General features: G+C 73.3%; 10 protein-coding genes. 8 read left to right on the top strand and 2 right to left on the bottom strand.

The annotated features are described in order from the left end of the window. Positions 1-1,049, top strand: a 1,049-nt coding sequence (locus AB0F10_RS40375; protein ID WP_360638236.1) for an alpha/beta hydrolase, incomplete at its 5' end; no start/stop codon positions are given. Positions 1,050-1,152: 103 nt separating this feature from the next. On the opposite strand, the gene AB0F10_RS40370 is transcribed toward AB0F10_RS40375, so the two are convergent. Then, positions 1,153-2,631 carry an arabinofuranosidase catalytic domain-containing protein gene (locus AB0F10_RS40370; RefSeq protein ID WP_360638233.1) on the bottom strand — a complete coding sequence of 493 codons (1,479 nt, stop codon included), beginning with the start codon at positions 2,629-2,631 and terminating at the stop codon, positions 1,153-1,155. A gap of 112 nt (positions 2,632-2,743) precedes the next feature. On the opposite strand from AB0F10_RS40370, the gene AB0F10_RS40365 reads away from it, so the two are divergent. Then, positions 2,744-3,250, top strand: a complete 507-nt coding sequence (locus tag AB0F10_RS40365; RefSeq protein ID WP_360638230.1) for a phosphotransferase — start codon at positions 2,744-2,746, stop codon at positions 3,248-3,250. Positions 3,251-3,444: 194 nt separating this feature from the next. Here the strand turns inward: AB0F10_RS40365 and AB0F10_RS40360 are convergent, their stop codons facing one another. Continuing rightward, positions 3,445-4,047: a TetR/AcrR family transcriptional regulator gene (locus tag AB0F10_RS40360; protein WP_360638227.1), complete on the bottom strand. Its 603-nt coding sequence runs from the start codon at positions 4,045-4,047 to the stop codon at positions 3,445-3,447. Between the two features lie 96 nt (positions 4,048-4,143). Between AB0F10_RS40360 and AB0F10_RS40355 the strand changes: the two genes are divergently transcribed. From AB0F10_RS40355 to AB0F10_RS40330, 6 genes are all read left to right on the top strand, one after another. Continuing rightward, a complete protein-coding gene (locus AB0F10_RS40355; protein ID WP_360638224.1) occupies positions 4,144-5,670 on the top strand; it encodes an FAD-dependent monooxygenase in 1,527 nt (508 codons plus the stop codon). 73 nt (positions 5,671-5,743) lie between these two features. Beyond that, on the top strand, positions 5,744-7,267 hold the full coding sequence (locus AB0F10_RS40350; RefSeq protein ID WP_360638221.1) for an NB-ARC domain-containing protein: 1,524 nt from the start codon (positions 5,744-5,746) through the stop codon (positions 7,265-7,267). 4 nt (positions 7,268-7,271) lie between these two features. Beyond that, positions 7,272-9,122, top strand: a complete 1,851-nt coding sequence (locus tag AB0F10_RS40345; protein WP_360638218.1) for a tetratricopeptide repeat protein — start codon at positions 7,272-7,274, stop codon at positions 9,120-9,122. A 49-nt stretch (positions 9,123-9,171) separates the two neighbouring features. Next, the gene (locus tag AB0F10_RS40340; protein ID WP_360638215.1) at positions 9,172-9,798 is read left to right on the top strand and encodes a hypothetical protein; all 627 of its coding nucleotides are present in this window, start codon (positions 9,172-9,174) and stop codon (positions 9,796-9,798) included. 65 nt (positions 9,799-9,863) lie between these two features. Continuing rightward, a complete protein-coding gene (locus tag AB0F10_RS40335; RefSeq protein ID WP_360638212.1) occupies positions 9,864-10,304 on the top strand; it encodes a MarR family transcriptional regulator in 441 nt (146 codons plus the stop codon). Next, on the top strand, positions 10,301-12,001 hold a 1,701-nt coding region (locus AB0F10_RS40330; protein ID WP_360638209.1), incomplete at its 3' end, for an MFS transporter. The genes AB0F10_RS40335 and AB0F10_RS40330, both read left to right, overlap by 4 nt.

The raw sequence follows: 12,001 nt of genomic DNA, 5'->3' as shown, positions 1-12,001 counted from the left end.
GCGGCGGCGTGCGCCGCGCACCTCTCGCCGTGGCTGCAGCGGTGGTGCTGGCGGCGGCGGTGGCGGTGGCCGTTCCCGCCCGGACCGCCCCGATCCCGGGCGGGCGCGGCGTGGCGGAGCTGACCCACGTCGAGGTCGGCGGGCACCGGCTGGGCCTGATGATCCGTGGCGCCGACGCGTCCGCGCCGGTCCTGCTCTTCGTGCCGGGCGCGCCCGGCGGCTCCGAACTGGGTTCGGTGCGCCGGCACCTGGCCGCCCTGGAGCGGCGCTTCGTGGTCGTCACGCTCGACCGGCGCGGCGGCGGCTCGTCCTATCCGGCGCTCGACCCGACCGGGTCGGTCACCCCGGACGGCGAGGTCGACGACATCCTCGGCGTCACCGATCACCTGCGCCGCCGGTTCGCCCAGGACCGGATCTATCTGCTGGGGCACTCCGGCGGCTCGATCCTCGCGGTGCTCGCGGTGCAGCGCGGTCCCGGGAGATACCGGGCGTACATCGGCACCGGGCAGGGCGTCGACGTGCGGGCCACCGACGAAATCTGCTACACCGACATGCTGGCCTGGGCCCGGGTCACCGGCCGCGACGAACTGGCCCGCCGGCTCACCGATCTCGGGCCGCCGCCGTACGCCGACGTCTACTCGTACGAGCCGATCATGCTCTACGAGAACTCGGTGTACGACTACGATCGCACCGGCCTCGACGAGGACGCCGACGGCACCCTCGGGAACCTGAGCGTCCCCGAGTTCACGCTGCTGCAGAAGGTGCACACCGTCAACGCCCTGCTGGACACCTGGAGCGCGCTCTACCCCCGGATGCAGGGCATCGACCTGCGCCGGGACGTGCCGCGGCTGGGGGTGCCGGTCTACTTCGTGCAGGGCGGTCACGAGATGCGCGGCCTGGCGGTCCCCTTCGCACAGTGGTACGCCGCGCTCGCGGCCCCCGCCAAGCACCTGACCGTCCTGGAGCGCGGCGGCCACCGGGCGGCCTTCGAGCAGCCGGAGGAGTTCGCCGCGGTCCTGGACGAAGTGCTGGCCCAGACCTCTTCATGAGTGGTGGACGGCATGTCCTGCACCTTCTCGGCGAATTCCTCCAGATTGCGCAGGCGGGTCGTGGGACCGCCGGCCCGCGGCGGTCCCACGATTGTCCGGTCGCCTACGGTGCGATCGACCAGAGCTGGCACGTGTTGTTGAGCCACATCCAGAGACGCGCCGTCGTGCCGTTCGCCGTGCCGCAGTTCGTGTTGTCGAGCACCATGCCGCTGTTCTCGACCACGAGTTCGTAGCGGCCGTTGCCGGCCGGGATGACCGCCCACTGCTGGCAGGTGTTGCCCAGCGACGACCACAGGTTGACCGCGGTGCCCAGCGCCTGCCCGCAGTTGACCGCGTCGAGCACCTTGCCCGCGTTGACGTTCGTGATCGTCCACTTGTTGGCGCCGACGTTGTTGAAGCGCCACTGCTGGCAGGTGTTGCCCAGCGACTGCCACTGGTCGATCGCCGTGCCGTTCGCCGTGCCGCAGTTGACGGCGTCCAGGACCTTTCCGCTGGTGAGGTTCGTGATCCGGTAGGTGGCACCGTTCACCGGGAAGGTGACGCTCTTGGCGTAGCCGACGGAGACGATGTTCGCCTGCACCGCGTTCTCGGTGGCGTCGCTCGGGTAGCCGCTGGTCATGACGCCCTCGAAGAACGAGCCGACCGAGCCGTTGCTGTTGTCGCCGCCGATGCCGAGGATGATCGCGCCCTGCTTGGTCATCGGCCGGTAGCCCGACTGGGTCGGCAGCCCGCCGTTGTAGCGGGTCGCGAGACCGCCGGACTGCGCGTTGCCGTCCTTGATCGCGTACGTGGTGGTGCCGTTGTTCTTGAGCACCGCCGTCACGAACGCGCTGTTGCGACCGGTGTTCGCCGTCCAGGAGCCGTTGCCGCCGGCGAACAGCCCGTTCTCGAGGTCGGCCGCGACCCGCGGCCCGGCCGCGCACGGCGAGAACCAGCACAGGTTGCCGAAGTAGATCGCGTCCATGTCACCGTTGCCGGTGTCGAGGTTGTTGGTCTCGGCGTTGCCGTAGTCGAAGCAGCACCGGTCGTTGACGTGGGTTCCCTCGGTGACCATGTACATGCCCTCGGGCGCGCTGCCGGTGGCGACGCCGTTCGTCGCGTTGTTGCGGTAGCCGTTGCCCGCCGAGATGTAGACGCCGTAGACCTTGTGTCCGCCGGCCGTCACGGGCAGGGCGGCCGCGTTCGAGCCCTGGTCGGCGGTGGGGTTGGCGCCGCCGCCGGGAGCGATCGTCAGGTCGTTGTGCCGCGACGTCTGGTCGTAGATGCGGACGATGGTGCAGTACGTGCCCGAACAGAACGAGTCCTGTGTCGCCGCGTTCGCGTAGCCGCCGGCGCTGAGCACGCCGACGTTCGTCGTCGCGCCGTCGGACCAGCGGCGCACCTGGTAGAGCGAGCCGCTGTAGGAGCCGAAGAGCGCGCGGGTGGTGCTGTGCGCGGCGACGCACGGCGTGCCGCCGCTCGCGTAGATGTCGCAGGACAGCGTGCCTGCCGCCTGCGCGTTTCCGCCCGTCACGACGACCGTCGTGACGACGAGCGCCGCCGTGGCGGCGGCCGCGAGGGCGGTCCGCCACAGGGGACGCATAGACCGAGGACCCATGGGTTTGCCTTTCCCGTGCACACGAAGCAGCGCCCCAGATCGCGGCGCGCTGCGGGGGGAGGGACGGGGATGTGAACGTTAACAAATATTGGCGTATATGTTTCGCGGCTGTCAACAGCGAAGTCTGAGGGGCCGCTTTGCGGCCGCCGTCGAGCCGGTCGAGGTGATCTGCCACGGCGACTTCGCGCCGCACAACTGCGTGCTCGACGGCGGCCGGGTGGTCGGCGTCTTCGACTTCGATCACGCGCATCCGGGCACCCGGCTCTGGGACGTGGCCTATGCGGCGTACCGGTGGGTTCCGTTGACGGCGCCCGGAAACGCCGACGGCCTCGGAACCACCGGGGAGCAGGCCGCCCGGCTCCGGGTCTTCTGCGATCGGTACGGTCTCGACGGCGCCGGGCGCGCCGGCCTGGTCGATGCCGTCGTCGCGCGGCTGCACACGCTCGTCGGCTTCATGCGCGCTCAGGCCGCCGCCGGCAACGCGGCCTTCGCCGGTCATCTCGCCGCCGGGCACCACATTCAGTACCTGAACGACGCCGGCTACGTCCGCGAGCAGCGCCTCGCGTTCACGCCGTCTGCTGCGGGCGGACCGCGCCGGTCGTAGCCTGCGTGGCGGACCGCGCGCGGCCGCTGGACATGCCGGGCGGCGGTTCGGCGAGGAGCCGGCCGGGCGGCTCCTGGCATCAGGGATGGGTGAGCGACGACGCATCAGGGATGGGTGAGCGACGACCTGGCCGCCGCGGCACGATCGACGCGCTCCCGTCGGTGCTCGCCGCGGCGGGGCGTCAGGGGTGGCGCTCAGCCGGGGCGGTGGGCGCGGACGATCAGGTCGGCGGTCTCGGCGGCGATGGTGTGGCGCTGCCGGGCGGTGAGGGCGCTGGTGCCGTACGCGCTGGTGGTGCGGCCCTCGGTGATCAGCAGGAAGGCGAACTGGCGGGCGGCGCGGGCCGGGTCGGGCACGCTCAGCAGGCCGGCGGCGTCGCAGCGGCGCAGATAGCCGGTCAGCTCCTCGGCCAGGTACGGCGCGGCGCCGTCGCCCCAGTGCCGGCTCAGCTCCGGGTGGTTGGTGATCTCGGCGATGGTGAGCCGGTGCAGGGCGGCCACGGTGGGTGACAGGGCGGCGGCCAGGATCTGCTCGCCCATCCGGGTCAGGTCGGCCGCCGGGTCGCCGGTGTCCGTGAGGGTGACGGCCGGGCCGCCGTTCCCGGTTTCCCGGGCCGCGGCCAGGGCCGCGAGGAACAGCGCCTGCTTGTCGCCGAAGTGCCGGTACACGGTCTGCTTGCCGACGCCGGCCGCCGCGGCGATGTCGTCGACGCTCGCCGAGTAGCCGGAGCGCAGGAACGCGGCGGTGGCGGCGTCGAGGATCGCGTGCTTCTTCGCCTGGGATGGGACACCGGTCACGGTGACCACCCTACGGCATCCCTAGACGAGACTGTCTCGTCTCGTTATGCTCAAAACAAGACGAGACAGTCTCGTCTTACGGAGGTGATGGCAGAGATGGACGCCGAGGTAGTGGTGGTGGGTGCCGGGCCCGTGGGCCTGCTGCTGGCCGCGGAGCTTGCCCTCGCGGGGGTGCGACCGATCGTGCTCGAGCGGCTTCCCGCACCCGGGGAACAGCCCAAGGCCCGCGGCATCGGCGCGCTGGCCGCGGAGGCGCTGCGGCGACGCGGCCTCGGTGCGGCCCTCGACCGGGAGCACGAGCAGGGCCTGCGCGCGCTGGCCCGCGACCACGGCACCACGAAGACCCACTTCGCGTGGATCCACAAGATCGACTCGGCGGCGGCCGATCCGGGGCGCGACGGCGCGTTGATCGGGCAGCCCGCGCTGGAGCGGCTGCTCCGCGAGCACCTGCAAGGCCTCGGCGTCACGGTCCGGTACGCCAGCACGGTGACCGGATGGGCCGAGGTCCCGGGCGGCGTGGCCCTCGACGTCGACACCGCGGCCGGCCGCCGGCGGCTCGTCGCGGCGTACGTGGCCGGCTGCGACGGCGGCCGCAGCACCGTGCGCAAGCTCGCCGGATTCGGCTTTCCCGGCACCGCACCCCTGATGACCATCCGGTACGCGCATGCCGACATGCGCGACCGGCGGGCGCTGCCGCCGCCCGGCCGGCTGCCCGGCGGGACGCTGTTCCACGACGACGACATGATCGCCACCTTCGACTTCGCGGACACCGACCCCGACCGGTCGGCGCCGCTGTCCGCCGACGAGATCACCGCGAGCGTCCGCCGCGTGGCCGGCGTGGACGTCGAACTCGGCACGTTCCGGGGCGGCCTGCGCTTCACCGACCAGGCCCGCCAGGCCGACACCTACCGGCGCGGGCGCACCCTGCTGGCCGGCGACGCCGCCCACGTGCACTCGCCCAACGGCGGCCAGGGCCTCAACCTGGGGCTGATGGACGCGATGAACCTCGGCTGGAAGCTCGCGGCGACCGTCCGCGGCGAGGCGCCGGCCGGCCTGCTCGACACGTACGCCGCCGAGCGGCACCCGGTCGGCGCCGCCGTCCTGCACAACACGCGGGCGCAGTCCGCGCTGCTCGCGCCCGGCCCGCACGTGGACGCGCTGCGCGACATCGTCGGCGACCTGATGGACCTGCCCGAGGTCAACCGCCACCTGAGCCGGCTGCTCTCCGGCACCACCCATCGCTACGAGTTGCCGTACCCGGCGCGGCATCCGCTCGCCGGCGCGCCCTGCCCACCCCTGACGGTCAACGGCACCGTCGGCCTGGAGCGGCTCACCACCGACGGCCGGGCGCTGCTGCTGCACCCGCTCGCGGGCGATATCGACACCGGACAGCGGATCCGCGCGATCCCGGTCTCCGAATTCGACGACGACCGGCTCGCGGCGCTGCTGCTTCGTCCCGACGGCGTCGTCGCCTGGGCCGCCGCGCCCGGCGACGACCTCCTGCCGGAGGACCTGCGCCGCGCCGCGGACACGTGGTCCAGCTCCTGGCTGGGCGTCCAGGAACAACCGCAACCGGCTGTCGGCGCCCGTGCGGGAAAGCCTGCGCCGGCTGACGCCCGGTGAGGCGACGTCCGTCGTCGGGTGAGAGCGCGGTGCGCGGGCGCCGCCTTTATGCTGGCCTGGCGGGAGGTGGCGGATGCCCGAGATGTTGTCCAGCGCGATCGCCGGCCGTCTCGCCCGGCCCCTGGTGGGCCTCGCTGCGACCCGGCTGAAGCGGGCCGCGCTCGGGCCGGACGAGGAACGGGCACTGCTCCGCGTGGTCGGCAAGGCCTTCACGGCGACCCTCGACGGGCTGGAGACCTCGGAGCAGGAGGCGCTCGCCGGGGTCGAGGCCCTGCTGCGCCGGGTGCTGGAGGACCGGTCCCTCGCCACCGCGCTGGTCGACGACGCCTTCGGCCGGTCCACCCTGGACCTCGGGCTGATCCATCCGCTGATCGAACAGAACTGGATCGACACGGACACGCTTGCGGTGGATCTTCCCGCGCTGCTCGGCTCCCTGGTCGACAACCTGCGGCGGGAGGTGCTCGCCGAGGCGCGCAGGCCGGGCAGCATGCTGTTCAACTCCTTCGTGGTCGATCAGCTCGACCTGCTCGGGCGGCGGCCGGGCCCGGACGGGCCGGGCCGGGCCAGCCGGCTGGGGCCGCCGCCGCCCAGCCTGCTGGTGGGTCGCGACCCCGACCTGATTCGCCTGAAGGGCCGGCTCCGGATCGGCGCCGCGCCCGCGGCCGTGCAGGTGCTGACCACCGTGCGCGGCTGGCCGGGCGTCGGCAAGACCACGGTGGCCGCCGCGCTGATCCACGACGAGGACGTGGTGCGGGCCTTCCCCGACGGCGTCCTGTGGGCGACGGCCACCGACCGGTCCCGGGTACGCACCGAGCTGGTGAACTGGTCCCGGGTGCTGGGCGAGCCGGAGCCGCCTGCCGAGGAGCCGGCCGCGCAGATCTCCGCGCGACTCGCCGCCGCGATCGCCGAGCGGCGGATGCTGCTGGTGATCGACGACGTCTGGGAACCGGAGCGGGCCCGGCTGCTGCTGATCGGCGGCCGGCGGTGCGCGACGCTCGTCACCACCCGCGAACCCGCCGTCGCCGACCTGCTCGCACCCACCGCGGGCGACATCTACTCCCTGGAGGTGCTCGGCCGCGACGACGCGATCCTGCTCGTGGCCCGGTTCGCGCCCGGCGTCGTCGCGGCGCGCCCGGCCGAGATCGGCGAGCTGGTCGACGCGCTGGAGGGGCTGCCGCTGGCGCTGTGTGTCGCGGGCCGGATGCTCCAGGCGGAGGCGCGTTACGGCTGGGGCGTCGACGATCTGCTGCGGGACCTGCGGGCGGGCACCGGGCTGCTGGGCGCGGACGCGCCGCCGGACCGCGCCGACCTGGAGTCGGCGACCACGCCGACGGTTGCGGCGCTCCTGCGACAGAGCACCACCCGGCTGCCCGCGGAGCTGCGGGAGCGCTTCGCCGACCTCGGCGCGTTCGAGCTGCGCCCGGCGTCGTTCGACACAGCCGCGCTGGCCGCCGTGTGGCAGGTCGCGGACCCGCGCCCGACCGTGCGGCGGCTGGTGCAGCGGGGGCTGCTCGAACCCGCGACGGGCGGCCGGTTCTGGATGCACGCGCTGCTCGCCATGCACGCCCGCGAGCTGCTCGAGTCCGAGGAGGACTGAGCGCGTGCGGCGCGCCTCGCTGGTCCGGCTCCGGCACTCCGCGCACTACCTCGGCCTGCTCCGGGACCTCGGCGCCCTGCTCGACCGGGGCGATGCGGATGCCGCCGCGGCCGCCCTGGACGAGGACTGGGAACAGATCAAGCTCGGTCAGCAGGTCGCGGCCCGGCTCGACCCGGCGCTGGCTTTCGCGTACGCGTCGATGGGTTTCGCCCTGATCGACAGGCGCCGCCCGGCGGCGGAGGTGATCGACTGGCTCGAACCCGCGGTGCGGTTCTCGGGGACGGTGGACGACCCGATGATCCGTGCCGAGCTGCTGAATCTTCGTGGCGCGCTCCGATACCGGCTGAGCGACCACGCCGCCGCCGGCCGCGACCTCACCGATGCCCTCGCGCTCGCCGACCGGCAGGCCGAGCAGGACCCGGTCATGCGCGCCGGGATACTGCGCAACCTGGCCCTCGTGCGGCACGCGCAGGGCGACACCCCGGCGGCGATCGCCGGCACCCAGGAGGCGCTGGACCTCGTCCGGGGCCACGGCCGGCCGCAGGACGAGAGCGCGCTGCTGGGCAACCTCGGCATGTACGCCGACGAGACCGAGGCATACGAACAGGCCCTGGCGTATTACGAGGAGGCACTGGGCATCGCGCGGGAGACGGGCGACGAGGCGAACCTGGCGGACTGGACGGGCAACATCGGCAACACCCTGGCCTCGCTGGGCCGGATCGACGAGGCCCGGCGGGCCACGCTCGAGGCGCTGAGGCTCGAACAGCGGCGCGGCGACCGCAGGGGTGAATCACTTCGGCTGGGCAACCTGGCGGGGCTCGAGCTCACCGCGGGCCGGCTGGACGCGGCCGCCGAGCTGAGGCAGCGGGCCTTCGACATCGCGGCCGAGATGGGGGACGCGCGCGGTCAGGCGGCGCAGATTCACGGGCTGGGCCAGATCGACGCGGAGGCCAAGCGGTGGGAGGCGGCCGAGCGCAACTTCGTCCGCGCGGAGCGGATGTTCGGCGAGGCCGGCGACGAGCGCGCCCGCTCCACCGCCGTGAAGGCGCGGCGACAGGTCATCCGGCGGCGGCGTGAGCAGGAGGCGAGGGCCCTGGTCGGGCAGGTCGACGCGGGGGCGGGCGGGCCGGCCCGGAGCCGCCTCGAGCAGCTGCTGGTGCAGAGCCGCGCCGAGGGCGACGACCTCCTGGTCTCGTTCCTCCTCGGCTGTCTCGGCCACACCGCGCAGGTCGAGGACCGCCTCGACCTCGCGCTCGAGCACTTCACCGAGGCGGTCGCCGTCGCCGAGCGCCTCGGCCACCGCGTCCTGATCGCGGACCTTTCCCAGCAGACGGCCGTGCTGCACCACGAGCGGGGCGAGTTCGAGCTCGCGCTGTCGTGGTACCGGCGGGCGCTGGAGAACTGGGACGACAGCATGGACGCGCGGGCGCACGGCCTCACCCTCGCCAACTTCGGCGGGCTGCGGGCCATGACCGGCGATCCGGCCGGGGCGATCGCGAGCTACGCCGACGCCGTCGACGTGCTGTTCCGGGCCGGCGCCGCCGAGACCGAACAGGTGCGGGGCGCGTTCAGCGCGCTGCTCACGCCGATGGGCAGCGCGGCGGTCGGCGAGGCGCTGCTCTGGGTCCTGAATCATCGCAGCGAGGTCGCCGCCGTGGCCGTCCTGATGGCCGACGGGGTGATGATGCGCGGGTCCCGGGCCGTGATCAGCCTGGCGGCGGAGCCGGAGCTGGCCTTTGCAGACGACAGGGGCGGCCTGTACCACGTGGACGTGCACGAGATCAGCGGGCTCGCGGCCGTGGACGGCGCGGGGCACCCGACCCTGTTCGGTCAGCACCCGCCGCCCGGACGGTGACGCCGCCGGCTTTGCCCGCTGTGCTTTACTGCGCCCCGTGAGGAAACGGGTGGGTCTGCTCCTGGGCGTGGCGGTGCTGCTCGTCGGGGCCGGCGGCGTGGCGGGCTCGCGATGGTGGCACGGCCGCCCGCCGTACGGGCCGGAGGCGCTGAGCGCCCGGGCGACGCTCAGCCTCGTCGATCAGGCGACCGCGAACGCCGCCCTCGAGCCGGTCAACGCGGATGTGGCCGCCGACGGCGGCCAGGTCTTCCTCGGGCAGGTCGCCTGGGACCGGCCGCCGCACCCCCAGCGGGACGGTTCCCTGCGCATCGTCGTGCTCGACAAGCGCAGTCATCTCCCGCCCGGTCACATCGCCGTGAAGTCGCCCCGGCCCGACGACGTGGGCACGGGGTCGGACGGGGCGCTGGACCTCGCCCAGGAGCGCTACCCGTGGCTGCGGGGCGCCGGCACCCGCAAGGTCAACGGGTCGTACGTGACCTCCGGCGACGCGATCCTGGTCTACCGGGTGGACGCGTCACCGGTGACGTTCTCGATCGCGCTGCACCCGGCGCTCGAGGGAACGCCGCCCGAGCAGATGGTGGCCACGGCGCCCGCGGCGGCAGAGGACCTGCTGGTGGCCCTGATCTGTGCCGGGCCCGACGGGCAGGTCTACTGGGCCCAGCGGCTCCTGCACTGACACACGCCTGTCTGGTAGATCACGTCGCCTTAAGTACTTGTATAAGCCAGTGATATAAATCGGGTATGCCCCGGGTCATCGAGGTCAGCACCGACGGCGCCCTCGTCGCGTCCGCGTTCGAGCGGTTGTACGAGGCGCTGCGCCGCCTCGCACCGCGGGACGGCCTGAGCCTCACCGCTGCCTCGACGCTGCGCCGCCTGCAGCTCCGCGGCCCGCACCGGCTCAGCGCCCTGCACGTCGCCGAGGGGGTGACGCAGCCGGCGATGACCCAGCTGGTCACCCGGCTCGAACGCGACGGGCTCGCCACCCGGGGCCCGGACCCGGCCGACGGCCGGGCCGTGGTCGTGACGATCACCGAGGCCGGCCGGACGCTCGTGGAGCAGCGCCGCGACCGCTACGCCGCCGCGCTCGCGGGCGTGCTGCACGGCCTGGCGCCCGCCGAACACGCGGTGATCCTGGCCGCGCTGCCCGCCCTGGAGCGGCTGGCCGAGACCATCGCCGAGTGAGGAGCACTGTGTATTCCGCGGACAATCCGCACTACAAGTGGGTGGCGTTGTCGAACACGACGCTCGGCACCCTGCTCGCCACGATCAACGCGTCCATCGTGCTGATCTCCCTTCCGGCGATCTTCAAGGGCGTGGCGCTCGACCCGCTGCAGCCCGGCAACGTCTCCTACCTGCTGTGGATGCTCATGGGCTACATGCTCGTGACCGCGGTCCTGGTCGTGACGCTGGGCCGGCTCGGCGACATGTACGGCCGCGTGAAGATCTACAACGCCGGGTTCGCCCTCTTCACGCTGACCTCGGTGGTGCTGGCGCTGGACCCGTTCACCGGCGGCGCCGGCGCGACCTGGCTGATCGGCTGGCGGGTGGTGCAGGCCATCGGCGGCGCCATGCTCATGGCCAACTCCGCGGCCATCATCACGGACGCGTTCCCCGTGCGGCAGCGGGGCATGGCGCTGGGCGTCAACATCGTGGCCGCGCTCGCCGGCTCGTTCATCGGCCTGGTCGCGGGCGGCGTGCTCGCCGAATGGGACTGGCGCTCGGTGTTCTGGATCAACATCCCGCTCGGCGTGCTCGGCACCGTGTGGGCGTACCGGTCGCTGCACGACACCGGGGTGCGGCGGCGGGCGCGCATCGACTGGTGGGGCAACGCGACGTTCGCGGCCGGGCTGACCGCGGTGCTGGCCGCCATCACGTACGGCATTCAGCCGTACGGCGGGCACACCATGGGCTGGACCAACCCGTGGGTGGTGGCGGGCCTGGCCGGCGGCGCCGCGGTCCTCGTCGCGTTCGGGATCATCGAGTCGCGGGTCGCCGAGCCGATGTTCCCCCTGGCGCTGTTCCGCAACGCCGTCTTCACCAGCGGCAACGCCGCCAGCCTCCTGGCCGCGATCGCCCGGGGCGGCCTGCAGTTCATGCTCATCATCTGGTTGCAGGGCATCTGGCTGCCGCTGCACGGCTACTCCTACGAGTCGACGCCGCTGTGGGCCGGCATCTACCTGCTGCCCATGACGATCGGTTTCCTGGTGGCGGGGCCGGCGTCCGGGTACCTGTCGGACCGGTTCGGCGCGCGCCCGTTCGCGAGCGGGGGCCTGCTGGTGATGGCCGCCTCCTTCCTCGGCCTGCTGATGCTCCCCGGCGACTTCTCCTACCCGGCGTTCGCCGTGCTGATCTTCGTGAACGGGATCGGCGGCGGCCTGTTCGCCGCGCCGAACACCGCGCAGATCATGTCCAGCGTGCCCGCGGCCATGCGCGGCGCCGCCTCCGGCATGCGGGCCACGTTCATGAACGCGGGCCAGGTGCTCTCCATCGGGGTGTTCTTCTCGCTCATGGTCGCGGGCCTGGCCGACTCCCTGCCGGGCGCGCTGGGCTCCGGCCTCACCGCGCAGGGCGTGCCCGCGGCGACCGCCGCCGGGGTCGCCCAGCTGCCGCCGGTCGGCACGCTGTTCGCGGCGTTCCTCGGTTACAACCCGATCGCCGAGCTGCTCGGGCCGCAGGTCCTCGGCGCCCTGCCGCCGGACAACGCGGCCACGCTCACCGGCCTCGGTTTCTTCCCGCGGCTCATCGCGGCGCCGTTCCACCACGGCCTGGTGATCGTGTTCTGGCTGGCCATCGCCATGTCGGTGGTCGGCGCGCTCGCCTCGCTGTCCCGCGGCAGGCGCGCCCGAACGGCCGACCCGGCGCCCGCGCAGCGGCCCGCC

Source organism: Actinoplanes sp. NPDC026623, from assembly GCF_040638275.1.
Classification (GTDB): Bacteria; Actinomycetota; Actinomycetes; order Mycobacteriales; family Micromonosporaceae; genus Actinoplanes.
Note: the sequence above shows the minus strand (reverse complement) of the source record. Positions and strands in the feature narration are given on the sequence as shown.